We start from the raw sequence: 20,906 nt of genomic DNA, 5'->3' as shown, positions 1-20,906 counted from the left end.
CTCAGGCCGTCACCAGCTCAGGTCCGGGCCGTCCAGGGAGAGGAAACTCGGTGACGGCGGGCCGCCCTTCTCGATCAGATCGGCCAGCCGGACGGCCGCCTCCTCCGGTGCGGTCCGGGCGTCGATCGAGGCCATCGCCGTGGTGAGCGCCCCCGGATGCACCGCCCAGCAGCGAACCCGCCCGGCCAGTTCCTGGGCGAGCGAGATCGTCAGCATGTTCTGGGCGGCCTTCGAGATCTTGTAGGCGTAGCTGGTCCGCCGGTCCGCGAACCTACCCTCGGCCTGGGCGTTCAGCGAACCCAGCCGGGACGTGAGGTTGACGATCAGCGGATCGGGCGCTTTCTCCAACCGCGGCAGCAGCGCCTGGACCAGCCGCATCGGCCCGGCGACGTTGACGTCCACCGCGTTCAGGACGGCGGCCGGGTCGGCCGTCTCGATCGGGTCGGCCGGCGCGCCGACACCCGCGTTGTTGACGAGCACGTCGATCGGCCCGTCCCCGAACAACGTGTCGTCGACCGGTTCCCGGACGTCGAGGACGACGGTGCGGATCCTCGGATGATCGAGTGATCCGTCCCGGACACCGGCGATGACGTCCCACCCGCGGCCGGCGAGTTCGAGAGCGAGGGCCCGCCCGAAGCCGCGGCTCGCTCCGGTGACCACAGCCGTTCCGGTCAACGCAGGACCAGCAGATCAAGGACGTCGATCATCGGGCCGGTCTCCTCGTCGGCGGCGATGCGCATTCTCTCCACCCCTGCGGCGTACGCCTCATCGCTGATCAACTGCAACGGGGTGTGCGCCTCCCGGATCAGTCCGTCGAACGCCGCCCGTACCGACGGCGCGCTGACCTGCGACACGGATTCCAGCGCGACCAGGGTGAACCCGGCGTCCACGACCTCGTCGACACTGGGGTACCCGTCGAGCACCGCCACCGCCTCGCGGAAGAACCGGAACTGGTTGATCCCCTGGTGCCGCCCCCGGAAGACACCACGGACCAGCACCACACCGCCCGGTGCGAGAACCCGCCGGATCTCCACGGCTGCCGCCCGCAGATCCGGAACGTGATGGATCACCGTGGACATCCAGACGACGTCGACGCTCCCGTCCGGCAGGGGGATGTCCGCCGCGTCGCCGGCGACGACCGGTTCGAAGACGGCGCGGTCCCGCATGGCCACGGCCGGTTCCACCGCGACGACCTCGGTCTCCGGCCACCAGCTGCGGAAACTCCGGGCCCAGCTCCCGGTCCCGGCGCCGAGGTCCAGAATCCGCCCGCCCGGCCGCACGAACCGCCCGACAGCCGAACGCCAGGCCGACAGCCCGTCGTCGCCGAGGTGCCGCTCCCCCGCGAACGCCGCCGCGTCCGCGTCCCCGTAAGCAATCATCGCCATGACTCGATCCAACGCCCACCCTGCCACCCGGGCAAGACGAAGTGCACGGCTTCACAGCCCACCACGGTCGCAAATCGATTGTCGCGAAGCGCCCACCCGCGCAGAATCGACAACCACGAGCCGTCCACCCGCACGAAACAACCACCGCGAGCCGTCCACCCGCACGGAAGAGCCATCGCGAGTGGATGCCCGCGCGGAATGACCACCGCGAGCCGGACGCCCGCGGGGAACGACCATCACTGGTGCTCGCGCGGCCAGCCGACGAAGAGTTGCATCAGACGGTGGATCCCATCACCTTCCCGGTCGAGCGTTCCGGTGAGCCGCCCGTCGCGGTCCTTCAGGCGTTCGGCGTCGACGAACCGGCCCGGCGGCTACCCGGCGGTCAGGGGACCTCCTGGCGCGCCGGCGGCCTGGTGTTCAAACCGGAAGCGGGCCCGCTCCAGGACTGGCTCGGCGAGACCCTGGCCACGATTCCCCGAACCGGTTTCCGCCTGGTGTCCCAGGCCCCGACCGTGACCGGCGCATGGAGCCACGACGGCTGGTCGGCCACCACCTGGCTGGAGGGCACGACCCCGAACTTCACGGACGTCCACGTCTGGGCCGAGATCCTTCTGGCTGCTCGGGCCTTCCACCGCGCGGTGGCCCACCTGAACCGCCCACCGTTCATCGACACCCGCCAGGATCGTTGGGCGATAGCCGACCGCTGGGCCTGGTCGACACCACCCGAGCCGACATCAGAGGCGGCAACCAGCGCCCACACGACGGCGGTGGCGGCACCGGGATCCGACACAGCGACGGCCGTGGAGGTGGACGCCCGGTTCCGGCCGGAGTTCGCTCCGCTGGCGGCACGGTTGCGCCGCGGCCTGAGCCCGGCCGACCTGCGGGAACCCGCCCAGATCGTCCACGCGGATCTGGCCGGAAACATCCTGTTCGCACCGCTCCTGCCGCCGGTCGTGATCGACGTGTCCCCGTACTGGCGCCCGGTCTCGTTCGCCGAAGGGATGATCGTGGCCGACGCCCTGTGCTGGCACGACGCACCGGCCGACCTCCCGGCCCGCCTGGAAGTCCCGGTCTCCGCGGTGGCCAGGGCACTGCTGTTCCGGATGGCCACCACCAACCAGATCCCCGCCGCCGAGGTCGAGGAGGAGGCAGCCCGCTACCACTGGGCCACCACCGCGCTCGGCCTGTGACGAGAGGCCGCCCGCAAAACAACACCCCAGCCGGCCGACCGCCGTCAAGGCGCGATGAGGACCTGCACCCAAGGAAGATCACGATGGGCGGCGTGCACGGCCGCGATCTCGGCCAGCGCGTCCCGCCCCACCGCCCGATAGCCGCCGACCAGCAGTTCCACCCCGGCTTCGCGGTAGTCGTCGTGGTCGAACCAGTGGAGTTCGCCGCCCACGGCGAGAGCCAGGGCCGGCCGGCCCGCGGCCAGCTCCTGCCGGGCCGACTCGATCCACTCGGCGGTGCGGGCCGGATCGCCCCGATAGGCGGCGAGCCGGGCGTCGGAGACGGCCAGCTGCGGGTCACCCGCCGACGCCGGCAGGACCGGGAAGAGCGACACCGCCGTGGACGACCGGCGCTCCCCCGCCCACCGCGGCGCACCGTCCCGGTCGAGCGCCTCCTGGTCGGCGGCCGAGTACCAGTTCAACGCTTCGAGCAGCGGATCCACCCGTCGCGCGTCCTCCTCCTCGTCGCCGTAGTCACGCAGGAAGCTCTCGACCTCCTCGCGAAGCACACCGAGCAGGCTCGGCGGGGCCGATACCCACGTCTCGGCCGAGTCCCGGGCGAAGTTGTGGGCGATGACGGTCGGCAGCTCGGCGGGATCGTCGTACCAGAGCCCGTAGTGCAGTCCGTCGCTGCCGCCGCCCATCACGGTCACGAACTCGGCCGGATCGCGCCGGAACCGGGCGTGCAGCCGCTCGTCCAGCCCGTCGCGCCCGATCAGGTCGAGCCCGCCGTCCCGGAAGTAGTCGGTGACACCCCACGGTGAGTGCATCAGCTCGGCGACGGCCGCCGAGTCACTGGCCCACAGTGCCGCGAACACCGCCGTATGCCCGGGCAGGCGCAGCCCGTAAACCTCCCGAACCCGCTCCGCGACCAGCGGAAACCGCTCCGTCATGGTGGCCAGTGCCGTCTCCCGCGATGTCACGCCAGGATCCTAGATGCCGTCCCCGGCTCACGTCGTGAGGTATCGCAGGTCGCGGATCACCTCCGAGTATCCGATCGGATCGAGCCCGTCGAGCCCGGACACCCCGGTCAGCGTCTTCTCCGCGTCACCGTCCTGCCAGTGGTAGCCGGGCGTGAACGAGATCTGCGCGGAGGCCGGCGGCCAGTCCCGCACCACCGAGGCGTGATGCCCACCGAACCGCCAGCCCCGGGAGGTGAGCACGAACAGCTTCCGCCCGTCGATCGCCGCCCCGGTCATGGCCGCCGGATCCACGTCCGAGGGGGCGATCAGCTCCCGCTCGATCTGCGGGAACGGCTGAATGATCGCGTAGTCGAGGAACACCTGCCCCCAGGCCCGCCGGTCGTCGGCGAAGTGCCACGGATGCGCCACCCCGACCACCGCGTCGTCGGGCAGCTCCCAGCTCTTGTCGTCGATGTCGGCGAACGTCCGGTCCTCGGCGACCCGGAAGACGACACCGTCCGGCGCCGTCCCGGGCGGGTACGCCACCCACAGCAGACGATGCGCCAGGTGCCACATCAGCGGATGCTCCAGGAAGAAGGCCCGGAACTCGGCGACGGTCCAGCGGCGGCCGGTGGCCATGGCGGTCTCGACGGCCCTGATCCGGTCGCCGGTCACCGCCCGGGCCTCCTTGCGCATCTCGATGAACCGGCGCTGGGCGGCCGGGGCGAGTTCCGGGTCGTCCCCGGTGGACGGCCGCGGAAGCCGGGCCAGCCGCCGCCCGTCCGCGTCGGCCACCCAGGGCTGCAACTGCTCGTCGAAGCCGACGGTGAACTGCCGTGGGCCGTAGTCGAGCCGGGCCCGCCCGTCGGCGTCCAGCCCGAGGTCGGGGACGATGCGGTCGGCCAGCTCGTCCGGTCGCAGGCCCCGGTCCACGGCGACCGTACCGAGCCGTTCCTCGGCCTGTCCGCGGATCCCGGCGGTCCTGGCCTTACGGCTGAGGCGGTACAGGTGGGTGAGGGCGAGGTCGCTGCCGATGGCGGCGAGCACGTCCATGCCGGTGAGGATCCGGCCGGCGGTGGTCACCCAGTCCGGGAAGAGGGCGGTCAGCGCCGGAACCGTGGTGTCGTCCCCGAACGCGGCGAGCCCGGCCATGGCGAGCGGGCTGCGCGGCGGGTAGCCGGCGGCCCGCCACTGTTCGAAGATCGCCCAGGCCAGCGCGGCCAGGTCGCCCCGATCGCAGACGTCGAGAACCTCGGCGATCTCCGGGCGCGCAACGGTGAGCTTCGACAGGGCGACGAACTCGCAGAGCCGACGCACCGCCCTCGGGGTGAGGGGTACGCCGGAGTCCCGGACCGTGACCGCGGGCAGCTTGGCGGGTATCAGCCAGACCGGCAGCAGGACCCGCCGCTCCGGCTCCCGGTCGAAAACGACAGGATCAACCGGTTCCGGTCCGCCGGTCACGGCCAGAACCGGCGAGTCGAGGCCCGTGCCGCAGCCCGGATAGGCGAGCAGGTGGTCGCGCAGCAGTTCGGCGATCGTGGGATCCGGAGTGCCGGAATCCTGGGCGCGGTCGGCCAGGACCTGGGCGGCGAGGGCGGGGTCACGTTTGGCGGCGGCCAGCAGCGCGGGCCGGAAGTACCGCCGATCGACCCGGTCGACGAGCAGGCCGAACGCTTCGGCGGTGGGGATCTCGGCCAGCGCCCCGACGGCCTGTTTCACGTCGTCGGCGCTGTCCAGCGGCCGCCGCCGGTCGTTGGTGTCGATGATCGCCGCCCAGCCGGTGCCGATGCCGGCGCCACCACTCGACAGCACCTCCGCGGCCCGTTCCCGGATCTCCGGGGGCAGGTGCAGCACCAGCCGTGGTTCGGTCAGGACGAGACCGCCGAATAGGTCCCGGGAGATCGGGTCGTCCCGTTCGGCCAGCATCCGCAGAGCACGGACCGGGTACCGGGTCAGCGCTTTGGTCCTGAGCAGCTGGCCGGGACGGCGGTGCTCGTCGTCCAAGGTGTCCCGCAACAGGATCCGGAGGGCGTCGTCGTCGGGGGTGGCGCCGAAGACCCGGAGAACCTGCGGGCGGAGGCGGTGGCGGTTGGCCGGGCTGCCGTCACTCAGCCACAGCAACTCCCGGTAGAACGGGTCGGCCAGCATCGCCGTGGCGGCCGGGCCGACACCGTCGAGGATCGTGGCGACCACTCCGGGATCCTGGTGGCCGAGGACCGCCAGGGTGACCGCTCCGCGCAGTTGGTCGAGGTGCTCGGGACGGCTCGCGGCCATGACGAGTAGCCCGCTGAGGTGCCGGTGGTCGCCCAACTCCCATCCGGCGCGGCCCTCGAACCGCCAGTGGGCCATCGCCGCGCAGTCGGCGTCGACCCAGTCGGTGCGGGTCGGGCTCAGGTAGGACGCGATGATCCGGCCCGCCGGCCAGGTGCGGTAGCGCTCGATGACCTCGGTGGCCGCCCGGTAGTCGTCGTCCGAGGCACTCGCCAGCTCGCGCCGGACGGTGCGGGCGAACGCGTAGGCCCGCTCCAGCTCCTCGGCGCGCCACAGCCGCTCGTGGGTCTCTGTGGCGTCCGGGTCGACGCGCCACAGGGCGCCGGAGTCGACGAGCCGGAACGCCTCGGCGACAGCGCGGGTCACGAACTCGATCCCGAACCGGGCGGTCCACTCACCGGCCAGGTGGGACTCGATCGAGGACCGGCCGGCGTCGGCGATCAGCAGTGCCACCGCCGCGTCGAGCGGATCGCCGTTCATCTCCGCGAGGTGCCGCAGCCCGCGATCGAGCAGGGACGTGTCGAAGATGACGGCCCGTCGCAGGAACCGCTCCCGAACGTACGGCGGAAGGTCGTCCGGGGCCTCGACCGGTCCGGACAGGGGCGAGGCCCGGCCACCGCGGCGTGGATGCACTGTCTTCCACCAGGCCGCGGGCAGACCCCAGGCGCTCTCGTCGGGCGGCACGAACTTCCGCATCTTTCCTCCCCGTGACTCACGTTGTGCCGGAAGGCTAGTGCGGGGGTACGACAAGATTGCGTTCGTGCTGCTCAATATCTTGATCGCCCAGATTCCGGCGGCCTGGGACGTGTCCACCAACCTGTCGGCCTTCCGGACGGTCCTGGACGACACCCGGCCGGGCGACCTGGTGGTCTTCCCGGAGGGTCTGCTCTCCGGCTACGGCGAGGACCTGTCGCCCATGGACACGCTGGATCCGGGCGAGGTGACCGAGGCCGTCCGGCGGGCCGCCGCGCTCGCCGCGGAACGGCAGGTGGACGTCTTTGTCGGCACCCTGCTCCCGGCCGGGTCCGGTTGGGCCAACGCGGCCCTGCACCTGGCTCCGGATCGCGATCCGTGGATCTATCACAAGATCAATCTCGCGATGAACGAGCGCGACCGTCTTCAACCGGGCAAGACCTTGACCACCACGCGGGTACGGGGAACGACAGGCGCCGTCCAGCTCTGCCGCGAGATCCGATTCCCGGAACAGTGGCAGCACCTGGCGTCCTCAGGTGCCCGGTTCTTCGCCTACCTGACCAACGCCGCCAACCCCCGCGAGCCCCGTGGCGTCTGGCGCAGTCATCTGATCAGCCGGGCCGCCGAGAACCAGCGTTTTGTCCTGTCCGCGAACATCCCGCACCCGGACCAGCACTGCCCCAGCATGATCGTCGACCCGCGCGGCGAGGTGCTGGCCGAACTCCCGCCCGGAACGCCCGGCCTGCTGCGGCACACGATCGACGTGGCGGAGTCCGGTGACTGGTATCTCGGTCAGCGACGACAGGACGTGGTGGCCGTGACATACCGCGGCCCCGATGACCCGGCCGGGATGTAACATTTACAACCTTCGATGCGCTGAGGACTGTGAAGCTCACGACAGTCCTGAGGAACCGGAGACCCCCATGATCCGGAAACGCATCGCTCTCGTCACCTCCGCTGCGACCGCTCTGGCCGGCGGGCTCGTCGGCGTCATCCTGACCGCCGGGCCCGCCGCGGCGGCCACCGTCTCGCAGCCGTTGCAGACGATGGTCGCGAACCTCCCGGTCGCCACCGAGGTCCGCACCGGCTACGACCGTGACCTGTTCAACCACTGGATCGACGCCGACGGCGACGGCTGCAACACCCGCTACGAGGTGCTGATCGCCGAGGCCACCACCGCGCCGGCAGTCGGATCGGGCTGCGCGCTCAGCGGCGGGGCCTGGCTCTCCTACTACGACGGCGCGACCTGGACCGACCCGTCGGACCTGGACATCGACCACATGGTGCCGCTGGCCGAGTCGTGGGACTCCGGCTCGCGCAACTGGACGTCGGCGCAGCGGGAGGCGTACGCCAACGACCTGGGTGACGCCCGCGCACTGGTGGCGGTGACCGACAACGTCAACCAGTCCAAGAGTGATCAGGACCCGGCCGAGTGGGTGCCGTCACTGGCCGGTGTCCGCTGCCGGTACGTCACCGAGTGGACCGCGGTGAAGACCCGCTGGGGCCTGACCGTGGACACCGCCGAGAAGAGCGCGCTGACCACGTATGCCGCGGCGTGCACCAACAGCACCGTCACGGTGGAGATCGTCATCGGCAACGGGACGACCACGTCACCGACCGTTTCGCCCTCGCCGACCGTGACGCCCACCGGTGGCACCTGCACCGGTAGTAACGGCACCGATGTCACGGTTCCGGACGCCGGCGCCGCGGTGACCAGTTCCGTCACCATCGCCGGCTGTTCCCGCAGCGCCGCATCGGCGACGTCGACCGCCTACGTCAACATCGTGCACCCGTTCCGCGGCGACCTGTCGATCTGGCTCTACGCCCCGGACGGCACCTACTACGTGCTCACATCGGCGAGCAGTGCCGACAGCGCCGCGAACGTCGACACCACCTACACCGCGAACCTGTCGAGCGAGACCGCGAACGGCACCTGGACCCTGAGTGTCAAGGACAATTACTCGGGCGACAGCGGCTATCTGAACACCTGGACGCTCACGGTCTGAGAAGTGTGATTCCGGCGACTGTGACGCTCCTTATGAGAAGGGTCGCAGTCGCCGGGATTGTGGCAGTCTTCCCCGGTGCCACAGTCACACCCCGACGTTCGCATCCTGCATCTGACCCCCGCGGCGTTCCACGCGCTCGCCGATGGCGATGCGGCCACCGCCGCAACCGTCATTCCGGTTCCGGTCACCCCATATCTTCTCGGCCCCGAGTGCGGCCAGGTCTGGCGCAGGCGCGCCGCCCAGTGCGACGCCGATCCGCGCGCCGCGTCCTGGGTCACCGGTCTGGTCTGGGCCGGCTCCCTCAACAAGGCGGTCGGCGCCGCCGGATTCCACGGCCCGCCGGATTCCTCCGGAGTCGTCGAGATCGGTTACGGCATCGACCCCGATCATCGCGGCAACGGTTATGCCCGCACCGCCCTGGAGGACCTGCTCTCCCGCGCGATCCGCGATCCCCGCGTCACCCGCGTCCGGGTCAGCATCGCCCCCGACAACCTGGCCTCCCGTTCGCTGGCCACCGCTTTCGGGTTCCGCCAGGTCGGCGAGAGAATCGACGCCGAGGACGGCCTCGAACTCGTCTACGAACGCCCCGCCTACTGGCCCGAGGTCCGCTGCACCATCCGCCGCCCCGAGCCGAAGAAGCTGGCCGCACTGTCCCGCTGACCGGAAGCGGTTCGCGACCCTCACCACGACGGCCGAGGTGCGCGATCCGCTTCCGGCAACAACCTTTTTTCGGTACGCCCGGCGAACAGCGCTGCCCGTCCCCGCAAGGCAGGCGAAACTCGAGACCGTCCGGCGACCGCCGGGCCGGACGCGATGGTCACCGGCCGGCACGCACCGCCCGGACCTCAGCCGCCGCACCGAATCCGGCGGCAACCAGCCCGCATTCTCCGATCGTCGACCGATGACCGGCAGGCGACGTAGCTGCTGCAGGTCGACCGGCTCGCCGGGCGGTTCGCGCCGTGGCGAGCGCCGAGCCGACTGCGGGACGCGCTGAGCGGTGACCGTCGCATCCGGCCCGGCGGTCGCCTTGCCGGCCTTGAGCCGTCGCCGCCTCGCGGGGACGAGGCAGCGCTGTTCGCCGGGCGTACAAAATGTGGTTGTCGGTATTCGGGTCCGGCGGCAAGACGCGGTCAGATCGTGTCGGGGAGTGGTCGGCGGCCGCCGAAACCCAGGTCGGCGCGGTGGTACCAGGTGATGTCCGGGTCGCCTTCCAGCCAGCACAGCAGGACCGGGACGTCGTCCAGATCGGCGGGGAAGTCGAGGAGCAGCGGGGCGACGCCCTTGAGTTCGGCGCCGGTCTGCTGGATCTCGGTCATCAGTTCGTTGAGTCGGGCCTCGGCGAATTTGCGTTCCGGCAGGCCGCCGAGTGCGGTGGGTTCGCCGCCGGGTACCAGGGCTGCGGAGAGTTCCACCATGTCGGCACGGAGGGTGATGATCTCGGCGATGACGGGTCGCAGGTTCGCGAGTTCGAGTCGTGCTTCCGGCAATGTGAACAGACCCATGATCAGAGTGTGTCATCCGCATGCGCACGTCACCCGAACCCCACGTTGACATCTCGGGCGGCGACACGGGCGTCCCGGCCGGCGACACGGGCATCCCGGGCGGCGACACGGGCGGGGACACGCCGAACGGGCCCGGCGGGAGGAGTCCCGGGCCCGAACGCCGATGCGGGTCAGACGTAGCTGCGGGTCATGCGGATCGACCCCCGACCTCACGGTCCGACCCCACGGGTCAGACCGTGAGGGTCCAGGAGTTGATGGTGCCGGTGTCCGAGGAGTAGACGTCCTGGACCTTGAGCTGCCACGTGCCGTCCGCGGCCTCACTCGACAGGTTCGCCGTGTAGGTCGTGTTGACGTCGTCGGTGCTGTCCGAGCTGCTGCTGCTCTTCAGCGAGTAGCTGGTGCCGTCCGGCGCGACCAGCGCGATCGTCAGGTCGCCGCGGTAGGTGTGGCTGATGTTGACCGCGATCGTCGACGTCGACGACGCGGAGCGGCCGCAGCCGGAGATGGCGATCGAGCTGGTCACCGCGGAGCCGGCGTCCGGGATGGCGACCGCGGTGCTGTTGGTGCCGGTGCAGCCGGTCGGGGTCTCGCCGCCGCCACCGCCGGTGCCGACCTGCAGGAGCAGGTTCGGTGAACCGGTGCCGGGGCTGGTGACCTTGCCGGAGACCGCGTTGCCGGTCAGCGTCGAGGCGACCTGGGCCGGGGTGTACGACGGGTTGTCCTGCAGGACCAGGGCGGCCGCGCCGACCACGTGCGGGGTGGCCATCGAGGTGCCGCTGATGGTGCTGGTCGCCGTGGTGCTGGTGTACCAGGCGGAGGTGATCGACGTACCAGGCGCGAAGATGTCCAGGATGCTGCCGTAGTTGGAGTAGCTGGCCCGGGCGTCGGTGCTGGTGGTCGCGCCGACGGTGATGGCCGAGGCGACACGCGCCGGGGAGTAGCTGGACGCGTTGGCGTTGTCGTTGCCGGCCGCGACGCCGTAGGTGATGCCGGCCGCGATCGAGTTGGCGACCGCGGTGTCGAGGGTGGTGCTGGCGCTGCCGCCGAGGCTCATGTTCGCCACGGCCGGTTTGATCGCGTTGCTGGTCACCCAGTTGATGCCGGAGATGACACCGGCCGTGGTGCCGCTGCCCTCGTAGTCGAGGACCCGGACCGCGACGAGCTGCACTTCCTTGGCCACGCCGTACGTGGAACCGCCGACGGTCCCGGCGACGTGTGTGCCGTGGCCGTTGCAGTCGGTGGCGTTGCTGTCGCTGTCGACGAAGTCGTATCCGCTGACCGCGCGCCCACCGAACTGCGAGTGGGTGGTCAGGATGCCGGTGTCGATGATGTAGGCGTGCACGCTCGACGCGGTGTTCGGGTACGTGTAGGTGGTGGACAGCGGCAGGCTGGCCTGGTCGATGCGGTCCAGGCCCCAGGTGGCGCCGGTCTGGGTGCCGGCGGCCAGGCGGATGACCTGGTTCTGCTCGACGTAGTCGACGACCGGGTCGGCGGCCAGTTTCGCGGCGTCGGCGGCGTCGATCTTCGTCTCGAAGCCCTTCACGGCTTTGGTGTAGACCTCTTCGACGGTGCCGTCGTATTTGCCGGCGAGGGTGCCGGCCGTCGTGGTGGCGCTGTCCTTGAGGACGACGATGTAGCTGCCCTCGATGGCGTCCGGTGAGCCGGCCTCGCGGATGACGCCGGTGGGCTCGGCGGCGGTGGCGGGCGTGCCGAAGCCGGCGATCGCGCTCAGCCCCAGCGCGAGGAGGCCCGCGCTCGCTGCTGACGTGCGGTGGAGTTTCACGTCCCCTGTTCCTCTCGATCGGTGTGGAAGAGGAGCCGTCCGCCCCCGGCGGCTGTGGCATCGGACGTTACCGACCAGTACATCGAGGTCGATAGATCGCAGTACGGGTATGCGGGTCGTGATATGCCCGCACGATTCGACACGCCGTCACAAGCGGGTTTCCCCTTGCGCAGGGCGATCGACTAGGTTGTGCGGCCGTGCTCCTGACAGTGCGGCGGACGCTGCTCTCCCCTTGCGGCTGGATCGTCGGCCTCGCGATCTACTTCTTCGCCCCCTGGGCCCGCGCCCAGTACGAGGCCCTCACCGTCGGCGCCTGCGACCTGGGCATCTTCTACCAGGCGGTGCAGGGCTGGGCACACAGCGGATGGCCGATGGTGCCGATCAAGGGGTACGTGCAGCTCGGCGACCACTTCTCCCCGGTGTTCGCACTGCTCGCCCCGCTGGTGTGGATCCACGACTCGCCGATCACCCTGGTCTACGCCCAGGTGGTGCTGATCTGCCTGTCCGGGGTGCCGATCTACCACATCTTCCGGCGGCGGCACGGGATCCTCGTCGGCTCGGTGATGCTGATCGCGTACCTGTGCAGCCACGCGGTGTTCGGGACCATCCAGTTCCCGGTGCACGAGGTCATGTTCGGGGCACTGTTCCTGGCCTGGGGGCTGGAACGGATGCTGGCCGGGCACTGGACCCAGGCGACGATCCTGTTCGCGGCGATGGTCACCGTCAAGGAGGACGGCGGGCTGATGGCCGCGATGCTCGGCGCCTACGCGCTGCTCAACCGGCGCTGGCGGCACGGGGCGTTCCTGATCGGGTGGGGCGCGCTGTGGTTCATCGTGACGCTGAAGTTCATCATCCCGAACCTGAATCCGGGCGGCTTCACCTACGCCAAGGACTACCAGGCCAGCCTGCACGCGGACGGCATCTTCGCCGGCATCCCGTACATGCTGTCGCACCCCGGGGAGATCCTCGGGCTGATGGTGGACAACGAGGTCAAGCTCACCACCTGGGAGCAGCTGCTCATCCCGGTCGGGTTCGCGGCGCTGGCGTCGCCGCTGGTGCTGCTGATCGTGCCGATCATGCTGAGCCGGATGCTGTCGGCCCGGGACACCCAGTGGTCGTCGACGCTCTACTACGACATGCCGCTGATCCCGATCCTGTTCGCCGCGGTCGCCGACAGTTTCCGCCGCCTCGGAAGCCTGGTCGACCGGGTTCGCGGCCTGGGCCCGGCCCCCGATCCGACGATGGCGCCGCGCAAGGCCGTGCCGGAACCACCGGCCGACGCCGAGAAGACGGATGCGCCGGAACCGGAACCGGAACAGGAAACGGAAACGGCGGTTCGGCGGCGGTGGGTTCCGCGCACTGCGACGATCATGGCGGCTGTCGCGGCGCCGGTCTTCGTCTGGTTCGCGGTGCAGGACGTCCGGGAGAACCCGATCAAGCTGTGGCACCAGGGGACGGCCGCGCCGTTCAACAACGCCTCGCTCGTCGCCGAAGCCCCGGAGGCGCTGGCCAAGATCCCTCCGGGCGTGCCGGTACGGGCCACCAACAACCTGCTGATCCCCCTGCTGCCGACCAACGAGGTCACCCTGATCGGCTCGAACGTCGACAAGGGCGACTGGGCGATCGTCGACACGATCAACCCCAGCTGCCCGATCGGCAAGAAGGAGGTCCCGCAGGTCATGCAGCAGCTCGACCAGATGGGCTTCCGGGTCGTCTACTCCACCGGCCGTGTCCAGGTCCTGCAGCGCACCGGGCCGGCGATCCAGCCGATCCGCGGCACCGGGACGGCCAGCTGAGAAAATAACCTGATGAACAGGCCCTTCGCCGAGACGTTCGCGCAGCTGCTGAAAGCGCGGTTCCCGATCCTCTATCTGGAATCGTTCGAGGAGCAGCGCGCCCTGCACGAGATCGCGGTGATCGCCCGCGATCCCGAGCAGGTGCGGATCCCCCGCGGAGTCTGGACGTGGACGGCCACCCGCGGCCTGATCCACCAGGACGGCCAGCCGCGCCCCGGCGGCATGCGGCCCAACGACGCGCTGAACGCGATCCAGCGCATCGAGGAGCCGGCCGTCTTCGTCTTCCGGGACCTGCACCCGCTGCTGCAGGACGGGCAGTACCCGCAGAACATGGAACCGGTCCGGCTGCTGCGTGACATCGTCCAGGTGTTCCGCAGCGGCCCGCACCCGCGCACGCTGGTGCTGCTCTCCCCGGTGCTGGCGATCCCGGCGGAGCTGGCCAAGGACGTCACGATCGTGGACTACCCGCTGCCCGGCGAGATCCAGCGCCGCGTCCTGCTGGAGACGATGATCAGCTCCAACACGGCCGGCGGGCGGATGCGGGTCGACCTGGACGAGGCGGGACGTGAGCGGTTCGTCACGGCGGCGGCCGGGCTGACCATGCAGGAGGCGGAGAACGCGTACGCCCGGGCCATGGTCAACGGCACCGTCCTGGACCTCGACGACCTGCACATCGTGCACGACGAGAAGCGCCAGACCGTACGCAAATCGGGTCTTCTGGAATTCGTCTCGACCGACACCAGGCTGGAGGATGTCGGCGGGCTGGAGAAGTTGAAGGCCTGGCTGGTCAAACGCAACGGGTCGTGGCTGGCCGACGCCGCCGACTACGGTCTGCCCGCACCGCGCGGGGTGCTGATCACCGGGGTGCCCGGCTGCGGCAAGTCGCTGACCGCGAAAGCCGTCGCCACGGTGTGGAACCTGCCGCTGCTGCGCCTGGACATCGGGCGGGTGTTCTCCGGCCTGGTCGGGTCCAGCGAGCACAACATGCGCACCGCGCTGCGCACCGCCGAGGCGATCGCGCCCTGCGTGCTGTGGATCGACGAGATCGAGAAGGGTTTCGCCTCCGGGACCGGCGACTCCGGCACCGGTTCCCGGGTGTTCGGCACGTTCCTGACCTGGATGCAGGAGAAACGGCATCCGGTGTTCGTGATCGCCACCGCCAACGACTTCGAGGGGCTGCCGCCGGAGTTGCTGCGCAAGGGCCGGTTCGACGAGACGTTCTTCGTCGACCTGCCCAGCCGGCCCGAACGGGTCGCGGTGTGGCGGGTGCACCTGTGGCGGGCGCTGCGCCATCCGCGGGCCGCCGGGGAACTGACCGTCGACGACGAGTTGCTCCTCGAGCTGTCCGGGCTGACCGACGGCTACTCCGGGGCCGAGATCGAACAGGCCGTCACGGCCGGGTTGTTCGACGCGTTCTCCGAGCGCCGGCCGGTGCGCCGCGACGACCTCGTCCGGGCGGTGATGAGCATCGTCCCGTTGAGCGTCACCCAGGCCGAGCGGCTCGACGCGCTGCGCGGATGGGCCCGGACAAGGGCGGTCTCCGCCACCGGCACCGAGGACTGGGACCTGGGCGGACGGTAGGGTGTCGGCACACCGACGACGGAGGGGGGTCTCCGGTGAGTGTTTCGCTACTACTGGTGCCATTGGCGATGGCCGGGGCGGCCGCGGTCAAGGCCGCGTCCGACCGGGGCGCCGACGGGGTGTGCCAGGTCCGCACCCGGATGCGTGACGTCACTCTGCTGGCCGATGCTCTGCGCGACACCGGAGCCGCGGTGGTGTCCGGGACCGATCGGGTCACCGCGCGGTGGGAGGCCGTCGAGGCCGTCTTCACCCGCGACACCGAGGGGATCTGGGGCGCCCACTTCACCGGCGCCGACCAGGCCCGGGCGATGGAGCTGGTCACCGCGGTGGACGGGGCGTACGGCCGGCGGGTGCAGCGGGCCGTGCTGGAGCGGCTGCGGGACCAGGCGCCCGCCGCCGGGCTGCGGCTGGAGTCGGAGACCGTCGACGACAACGCCGGCGTGCGACTGGTCTTCGAGGTGGAACGGACATGACCGACCGACCCCGGATCGTGGTGACCGTCAACCCCGACGGCACGGTCAGCGCCGAGACCCTGGACATCCTCGGCGAGAACTGCCTGGACTACATCGCCGTCCTCGAGGACCTGATCGACGGCAAGGTGCAGAGCAGCGCCTTCACCGGCGACTACACACGCCAGACCTCGGTCGTACCGGATCAGCAGGTGAACCGTGACGTGGATCCCGCCTGAACCGGAACGCCGGCCCCGGCTCGGCCCGGTCAGCATCTGGTGGCGGCTCGGGCACAGCGCCTGGGTGCTGCTGCCGATCTTCAGTCTCGGCTGCCTGAGCGCGGCCGGGTTCTGCTACGTCGGCATCCGGGCCCGGCGTCCGATGTGGTGGATCTTTGGGCTGGTCTACACCGTGGTGGGCAACGTCTGTTTCTTCCTGGGACCTGAGCAACCGAAGGATTCGGTGTGGTCCGGGCTGTTGGCGTTCGGCGTGCTGATCGTCTGGATCGCCTCGGTGGTGCACGCTCTGATCATCAACGTCGACTGGTTACGGTGGCGGGCCGCTCAGCAGCCGTGGTACCTGCAGCAGCAACCGATGCCGTGGCCCGCTCCGGCCGGGCCGCCGGCGCCGCTGCCACCACAGGTCCAGGGTCTGGTCCCGCCGCCGGATCAGTTCTACGCGCCCTACTCGCAGGCCCCGGCACCGCCCGCGCCGGCCCCTTTCCCGCCGCAGCCTTACACCGGCTCCACCGGGCCGGCTTTCCCGCCGCCGCCGGCCTACCCCGGTGCCCCGTCACCGGTTCCCGCCGCACCCGAGCCACCGGTGCCGCCGGACCCGATGCCCGCTTTCGGTGAGCAGCCCGCGACGCCGCCCCCGATCGGCCAGCCCGCGACGCCGCCCCCGGCCGGCCGGTCCGCGACGCCGTCCCCGGTCGACCGGTCCGGGCCGTCCGGGCTCGTCGATGTCAACCGCGCGGACGCGGCGCAGTTCTCGGCCCTGCCCGGCATCGGCCCGGACGTCGCCGCCAGAGCCGTCTCGGCCCGCCTGGCCCGCGGCGGTTTCCATTCGATCGCCGAGTTCGCGGCGGCGGTGAACCTGGCCCCGCACGAGTTCGTGGCGATCCGGGAACGGTTGTCGTGCAGTCCCCCACCACCCCCGCCACACCTGCAGAACCAGCCGTTCGGACGCATCGTCGATGTCTGACGGCCCACCGGAGACGGACCCCGGTGCCGGACCGCGACCGGCGCCGGATGCGGTCCGGGTGGCCCGGTTCCTGGATCGGACCACCGCCGAAGGGCCGGGCGAGCGCAGCGCGATCTGGGTCCAGGGCTGCACGATCCGCTGCGCGGGCTGTTTCAACCCCCACCTCTTCGGTACGCGGGGAGGCACCCTGATCGACCCCGCCGACCTGGTCGCCCGGGTGACCGAGGCGGGCACCAGCGGGGTGACCCTGCTCGGCGGTGAACCGTTCGAACAGCCGGCCGGACTGGCCGCCGTCGCGGCCGGGATCCAGGCGGCCGGGCTCACGGTGATGACCTTCACCGGTTACGAGCACGCGGTCCTGCGTACCCGGGCATCGGACGGCGACCGTGCCGTGGCCGCCCTCCTGGACCACACCGATCTGCTGGTGGCCGGGCCGTTCCGGCAGGATCTCGTCGACCGGGAACGCCCGTGGCTGGGCTCCACCAACCAGGAGTTCCTGCATCTCACCGACCGTCTGCGGAACGTGTCCGGCCCGGACCGCCTGGAGGTGACGGTGACCGCATCCGGCGACGTGTCGGTGAACGGCTGGGCCGACACCGACGCTCTGGACGCCCTGCTGGCCGGCCTGCCCACACGCCGCGGACGCTGATCCGCGCGACGTGGGGTCAGGCCCACACGACGCGACTCTCCCGGTCGGTCCACCAGGTGACCAGTCGTTCGGCAAGTGCGTCTGCGGCCGCCGGGTCGAGGTGGCGGCGGAGCAGCTCGGCCAGCATCGCGGCGTCGCCCTCACAAGCCAGGGTCACCAGCACCGGACCGATCAGGCTGTCGTCGGCGATCATCCGCCGGACCTCGTGGATCGCCTCGTGGTGACGGGTCGCCATGGAGCGGACCTGGTCGTCGGGGTCGTCGGCGAGTGCAGCAGTCAGCCGCGTCACCAGGCCCACGTCCAGCCCGGCGATCTCGCGGGTCGCCGCGTACAGCGCGTAGTACCGGGTGTCGGCGTCGGCATCGTGGCAGAGCCGGACCAGCGCCTCGACGGCTTCGGGTTCCACCCGGTCGAGGTCGACCAGGCTCGGCAACGCGGCCGCCACATGAAAACGCACCCGCTCGTCCGGATGATCGGCAAGCGCCACCACCTGCGGTAACGCCACCCGAGCAGAATGCCGGCCGAGCCCCGAGACGATCCAGCGTGTCACCACGGGTTCGATCTCCACCGCGAGCCGCTCCCGCAACAGCACGACCGTCTCCGCGGCGAAGGCCGGAAACTCCCGCAGGATCAGCACCCCCAGTTCACGCCGTGCGGAGTCACGGTGACCGGCGAGCGCGACAGCACGCTCGAAAACCTCCCGGGTAGACCGTCGGTGCAACGCGACCAGCGACGGCATCGGAGCATCCCCATCGTCCTCCACCTCGCGCAGCGCCAGCCGCAGCAACACGTCGAGCGGCAGGTCGTCCGGTTCCGGAATCACACCGTCAAGGATGCCGGGCGGCAGGACAGGACCGTTCCCACCCCCCAGGGCATTGACCTCAATCGAACTTCAGATTGCATGATGCCGCGTGAACGGAGGGAGGCAGGTATGCGAATGGTGCGAGCGACCCGACTCGGTGGCCCCGAGGTGCTGGTCCCGGGACAGGCACCGGATCCGGTGGCCGGCCCGGGTCAGGTGCTGGTCGAGGTCGAGGTGGCGGGCATCTCGTTCGTCGAGACCCAGATCCGGCGCGGCACCGACCGATGGCACGAGCCACCACGGTTGCCGTACGTGCCGGGTGGTCTGGTGGCCGGGCGGGTGAGCACGATCGGCGACCGGGTGGATCCGGCGTGGCGGGGCCGGCGGGTGGTGGCGAGCACCGGCGAGACCGGCGGATTCGCCGAACGGGCGGTAGCCGGGGCAGACGACCTGTTCCCGGTTCCGGACGGTGTCGGCCTACCGGAGGCGATCACCCTCTACAGCGACGGCAGCACGGCGGAGGGCCTGATCGAGAATGCCGGGATCCGCCCCGGCGACCGGGTGCTGGTCGAGGCGGCCGCGGGCGGGGTGGGCAGCCTTCTGGTACAGCTCGCCCGGTCGATGGGCGCGCGGGTCGTCGGCGCGGCCCGCGGCACCCGGAAACTCGGCGTGGTCCGGGACCTGGGCGCCGACGAGGTGGTCGACTACTCGGTGCCGGGGTGGACCGCTCACCTGCTCGGCGTGACCGGCGGCACCGGCCCGGACGTGGTGTTCGACGGTGTCGGCGGGCAGATCGGCCGGGAGGTGTTCGAGGCGACGGCCCGCGGCGGCAGGTTCTCGGTGCACGGCGCCTCCAGCGGCGCCGTCACACTGATCAACGCCGCGGAGGCGAGCCGCGGGGACGTCACGGTGATCGGTATCGAACAGCTCTTCGTCTTCGGCCCGCAGGTCCGGCGGTGGGCGCGGCGGATGATGTCGCGGGCGGCGGCCGGACAGATCCGGCCGCTCATCGGGCAGACCTTCCCCCTGGAGGAGGCCGCCACCGCCCACGCCACCGTCGAGGACCGTACCGCCGTCGGTAAGACCCTGCTGTTGATCTGATCCGTGGGTTACAGGCCGACCTTCTTGACGCCGTACGTCGCCTGCGCGGTGGTGAAACCCTCGTACTTGAGCTGCTTGATCAGGCCGGCCCGGGAGAACGAGCTGAAGTCCAGGTACTGCTGGGCCTTCTTGGCGGCCTGCTCGTTCCAGTTCGCCTTCTGCGCGTCCACGCCGACGGTGGCGTCCTTGGTGCTGAAGCCGTCGTTCTCCAGACTCGGCGGTGTCTCACGAGACATCAATGGGGTGCGGCGGGTCGGGACTTCAATAGCAGCGGTATGACCGTTTACTTCAGGCAGACCCTGTCCCACCACTCGGCGGCGGCAGCAGGTCGTCGTATGCGGCGCAGGTGGTCTGGCCGGGTCGCGGGATTGTGCGTCACGACGTCTCGTTCAGCGGGCGGGGAAGCGCAGGATGCGGTCGTCGCCGTCGCTCGGGTTGCCGATGCCGTCGGTGTTGGAGGTGGTTGCCCAAAGAGCGCCGTCGGCGGCGATCTGTACAGTGCGGAGCCGCCCGTACCGTTCGTGCAGGTGGGCGACCGGCTCACCGACTGTGGCGCCGTTGAGCGGGAGTGTCCACAGCCGTTGTCCGCGGAGCGCGGCGACATACGCGGTGGCCCCGTTGATGGCGATGCCGGACGGGGAGGCGTCGGCGACCTTCCAGGTGACCAGGGGGTTTGTGTATCGGCCGCCGTGGGTGTCGCCTTCGCCTTCGATGTCGGGCCAGCCGTAGTTGTGGCCAGCCTCGATCAGGTTCACCTCGTCGAGTTCGTCCTGGCCGAACTCGGCGGCGAACATACGGCCGGCCGAGTCCCAGGCCAGGCCCTGGACGTTGCGGTGGCCGAGACTGAACACGGGCGAGCCGGGGGTGGGGTTGCCGGGTGCCGGCTGTCCGTCGGGTGTAAGTCGCAGGATCTTGCCGTTGACGCTGTCCGGATCCTGCGAGGTGGCGGTGTTCTGGGCGTCGCCGACACCGGCGTAGAGCATGCCATCGGGGCCGAACGCGATGCGCCCGCCGTTGTGATAGGTCCCCTTGGTGATGCCGTCGAAGACGACTTCGAGGTTGCCGGTATCGAGGCGGAAGCGGCTGATCCGGTTGTCGTTCTCGGCGGTGAAGTAGACGTAGACGAGGTTGTCGCGGGCGAAGTCCGGTGAGACTGCCAGGCCCAGTAGGCCACCCTCGCCGGCCGGGGTGACGCCGGGTACCTGGAACACCTCCCGCGGCTGTCCGGCACCGGGGGTCAGCCTCAGGATCCTGCCGCTGTTGCGCTCACCGATGAGTGCGTCGCCGTCAGGTAGGAAGCCCAGGCCCCATGGCACATCGAGGCCCTCGGCCATCACCTGCGGTGCGTCGAGGTCCGGGGTGCCGGATACGGCGCTGGGTGCGAGGATAGTCGCCACCGGTCCGGCCGGTTCGGGTGCTCCGGCCGCGCTGCCACAGCCGGCTGCGGTCAACGCAAGCGCGGTGAGCAGGGCGAGCGGTCCTCGGTAGGTCATTGCGGATTCTCCTTCGTCGCCAGCAACCGACGGGTTTCGGCGGGCAGGACGCAGCACAAAC

General features: G+C 70.6%; 20 protein-coding genes. 11 read left to right on the top strand and 9 right to left on the bottom strand.

Features of this window, described 5'->3' with window-relative positions; translation table 11 throughout:
- Positions 1–9 precede the first annotated feature (9 nt).
- Entirely contained in the window at positions 10–675 is a 666-nt protein-coding gene (locus Aco03nite_RS32495; RefSeq protein WP_203801726.1) for an SDR family NAD(P)-dependent oxidoreductase, read from the bottom strand.
- Complete coding sequence (locus Aco03nite_RS32490; RefSeq protein WP_203801725.1) at positions 672–1,385, bottom strand: class I SAM-dependent methyltransferase; 714 nt, start codon at positions 1,383–1,385, stop codon at positions 672–674. The genes Aco03nite_RS32495 and Aco03nite_RS32490 overlap by 4 nt, the downstream gene beginning before the upstream one ends.
- Before the next feature lie 281 nt (positions 1,386–1,666).
- Between Aco03nite_RS32490 and Aco03nite_RS32485 the strand changes: the two genes are divergently transcribed.
- Complete coding sequence (locus Aco03nite_RS32485; protein WP_203801724.1) at positions 1,667–2,575, top strand: hypothetical protein; 909 nt, start codon at positions 1,667–1,669, stop codon at positions 2,573–2,575.
- Between the two features lie 44 nt (positions 2,576–2,619).
- On the opposite strand, the gene Aco03nite_RS32480 is transcribed toward Aco03nite_RS32485, so the two are convergent.
- The gene (locus tag Aco03nite_RS32480) at positions 2,620–3,537 is read right to left on the bottom strand and encodes an ADP-ribosylation family protein (protein ID WP_203801723.1); all 918 of its coding nucleotides are present in this window, start codon (positions 3,535–3,537) and stop codon (positions 2,620–2,622) included.
- A gap of 27 nt (positions 3,538–3,564) precedes the next feature.
- Complete coding sequence (locus tag Aco03nite_RS32475) at positions 3,565–6,483, bottom strand: DUF4132 domain-containing protein (RefSeq protein WP_239145627.1); 2,919 nt, start codon at positions 6,481–6,483, stop codon at positions 3,565–3,567.
- A 64-nt stretch (positions 6,484–6,547) separates the two neighbouring features.
- On the opposite strand from Aco03nite_RS32475, the gene Aco03nite_RS32470 reads away from it, so the two are divergent.
- From Aco03nite_RS32470 to Aco03nite_RS32460, 3 genes are all read left to right on the top strand, one after another.
- Positions 6,548–7,336, top strand: a complete 789-nt coding sequence (locus tag Aco03nite_RS32470; protein ID WP_239145626.1) for a carbon-nitrogen hydrolase family protein — start codon at positions 6,548–6,550, stop codon at positions 7,334–7,336.
- A 67-nt stretch (positions 7,337–7,403) separates the two neighbouring features.
- Complete coding sequence (locus Aco03nite_RS54800; protein WP_373872649.1) at positions 7,404–8,486, top strand: proprotein convertase P-domain-containing protein; 1,083 nt, start codon at positions 7,404–7,406, stop codon at positions 8,484–8,486.
- 75 nt (positions 8,487–8,561) lie between these two features.
- Positions 8,562–9,146, top strand: a complete 585-nt coding sequence (locus Aco03nite_RS32460) for a GNAT family N-acetyltransferase (RefSeq protein ID WP_203801714.1) — start codon at positions 8,562–8,564, stop codon at positions 9,144–9,146.
- A gap of 470 nt (positions 9,147–9,616) precedes the next feature.
- On the opposite strand, the gene Aco03nite_RS32455 is transcribed toward Aco03nite_RS32460, so the two are convergent.
- Both Aco03nite_RS32455 and Aco03nite_RS32450 read right to left on the bottom strand, forming a co-directional pair.
- Entirely contained in the window at positions 9,617–9,988 is a 372-nt protein-coding gene (locus Aco03nite_RS32455) for a DUF2203 domain-containing protein (protein ID WP_203801712.1), read from the bottom strand.
- A 229-nt stretch (positions 9,989–10,217) separates the two neighbouring features.
- A complete protein-coding gene (locus Aco03nite_RS32450) occupies positions 10,218–11,771 on the bottom strand; it encodes a S8 family peptidase (protein WP_203801710.1) in 1,554 nt (517 codons plus the stop codon).
- A gap of 197 nt (positions 11,772–11,968) precedes the next feature.
- Between Aco03nite_RS32450 and Aco03nite_RS32445 the strand changes: the two genes are divergently transcribed.
- The 6 genes from Aco03nite_RS32445 to Aco03nite_RS32420 are packed head-to-tail and all read left to right on the top strand — an operon-like array spanning position 11,969 to position 17,449.
- Complete coding sequence (locus Aco03nite_RS32445; RefSeq protein ID WP_203801708.1) at positions 11,969–13,567, top strand: DUF2079 domain-containing protein; 1,599 nt, start codon at positions 11,969–11,971, stop codon at positions 13,565–13,567.
- Between the two features lie 12 nt (positions 13,568–13,579).
- Positions 13,580–15,148, top strand: a complete 1,569-nt coding sequence (locus Aco03nite_RS32440; protein ID WP_203801706.1) for a Ycf46 family AAA ATPase — start codon at positions 13,580–13,582, stop codon at positions 15,146–15,148.
- Positions 15,149–15,204: 56 nt separating this feature from the next.
- Positions 15,205–15,621 carry a hypothetical protein gene (locus Aco03nite_RS32435; protein ID WP_239145625.1) on the top strand — a complete coding sequence of 139 codons (417 nt, stop codon included), beginning with the start codon at positions 15,205–15,207 and terminating at the stop codon, positions 15,619–15,621.
- Positions 15,618–15,836, top strand: a complete 219-nt coding sequence (locus Aco03nite_RS32430) for a DUF2997 domain-containing protein (RefSeq protein WP_203801702.1) — start codon at positions 15,618–15,620, stop codon at positions 15,834–15,836. The genes Aco03nite_RS32435 and Aco03nite_RS32430 overlap by 4 nt, the downstream gene beginning before the upstream one ends.
- Complete coding sequence (locus tag Aco03nite_RS32425) at positions 15,817–16,800, top strand: ComEA family DNA-binding protein (protein ID WP_203801700.1); 984 nt, start codon at positions 15,817–15,819, stop codon at positions 16,798–16,800. The genes Aco03nite_RS32430 and Aco03nite_RS32425 overlap by 20 nt, the downstream gene beginning before the upstream one ends.
- Positions 16,793–17,449, top strand: coding sequence for a 4Fe-4S single cluster domain-containing protein (locus Aco03nite_RS32420; protein WP_203801699.1), 657 nt, complete (start codon positions 16,793–16,795; stop codon positions 17,447–17,449). The genes Aco03nite_RS32425 and Aco03nite_RS32420 overlap by 8 nt, the downstream gene beginning before the upstream one ends.
- 16 nt (positions 17,450–17,465) lie before the next feature.
- On the opposite strand, the gene Aco03nite_RS32415 is transcribed toward Aco03nite_RS32420, so the two are convergent.
- Positions 17,466–18,272 (bottom strand): HEAT repeat domain-containing protein, encoded by an 807-nt coding sequence (locus Aco03nite_RS32415; protein ID WP_203801698.1) that lies wholly within the window; start codon positions 18,270–18,272, stop codon positions 17,466–17,468.
- 108 nt (positions 18,273–18,380) lie between these two features.
- On the opposite strand from Aco03nite_RS32415, the gene Aco03nite_RS32410 reads away from it, so the two are divergent.
- Positions 18,381–19,352: a zinc-binding dehydrogenase gene (locus Aco03nite_RS32410; RefSeq protein ID WP_203801697.1), complete on the top strand. Its 972-nt coding sequence runs from the start codon at positions 18,381–18,383 to the stop codon at positions 19,350–19,352.
- Between the two features lie 8 nt (positions 19,353–19,360).
- Here Aco03nite_RS32410 and Aco03nite_RS32405 read toward each other — a convergent pair whose 3' ends face one another.
- Positions 19,361–19,588 carry an Ltp family lipoprotein gene (locus Aco03nite_RS32405; RefSeq protein ID WP_203801696.1) on the bottom strand — a complete coding sequence of 76 codons (228 nt, stop codon included), beginning with the start codon at positions 19,586–19,588 and terminating at the stop codon, positions 19,361–19,363.
- A 153-nt stretch (positions 19,589–19,741) separates the two neighbouring features.
- Positions 19,742–20,845, bottom strand: coding sequence for a PQQ-dependent sugar dehydrogenase (locus Aco03nite_RS32400; protein ID WP_203801695.1), 1,104 nt, complete (start codon positions 20,843–20,845; stop codon positions 19,742–19,744).
- Between the last annotated feature and the right edge of the window lie 61 nt (positions 20,846–20,906).

It is taken from the genome of Actinoplanes couchii, from assembly GCF_016862075.1.
Taxonomy (GTDB): Bacteria; Actinomycetota; Actinomycetes; order Mycobacteriales; family Micromonosporaceae; genus Actinoplanes; species Actinoplanes couchii.
This window is presented reverse-complemented; position numbering and strand designations above follow the sequence as displayed.

Bases quoted from the DNA above. Each gene is read 5' to 3' on its own strand.
- Aco03nite_RS32410 (WP_203801697.1), top strand. From the start codon at position 18,381: ATGCGAATGGTGCGAGCGACCCGACTCGGTGGCCCCGAGGTGCTGGTC.
- Aco03nite_RS54800 (WP_373872649.1), top strand. From the start codon at position 7,404: ATGATCCGGAAACGCATCGCTCTCGTCACCTCCGCTGCGACCGCTCTG.
- Aco03nite_RS32455 (WP_203801712.1), bottom strand. From the start codon at position 9,988: ATGGGTCTGTTCACATTGCCGGAAGCACGACTCGAACTCGCGAACCTG.
- Aco03nite_RS32405 (WP_203801696.1), bottom strand. From the start codon at position 19,588: ATGTCTCGTGAGACACCGCCGAGTCTGGAGAACGACGGCTTCAGCACC.
- Aco03nite_RS32490 (WP_203801725.1), bottom strand. From the start codon at position 1,385: ATGGCGATGATTGCTTACGGGGACGCGGACGCGGCGGCGTTCGCGGGG.
- Aco03nite_RS32430 (WP_203801702.1), top strand. From the start codon at position 15,618: ATGACCGACCGACCCCGGATCGTGGTGACCGTCAACCCCGACGGCACG.
- Aco03nite_RS32440 (WP_203801706.1), top strand. From the start codon at position 13,580: ATGAACAGGCCCTTCGCCGAGACGTTCGCGCAGCTGCTGAAAGCGCGG.
- Aco03nite_RS32400 (WP_203801695.1), bottom strand. From the start codon at position 20,845: ATGACCTACCGAGGACCGCTCGCCCTGCTCACCGCGCTTGCGTTGACC.
- Aco03nite_RS32475 (WP_239145627.1), bottom strand. From the start codon at position 6,483: ATGCGGAAGTTCGTGCCGCCCGACGAGAGCGCCTGGGGTCTGCCCGCG.
- Aco03nite_RS32420 (WP_203801699.1), top strand. From the start codon at position 16,793: ATGTCTGACGGCCCACCGGAGACGGACCCCGGTGCCGGACCGCGACCG.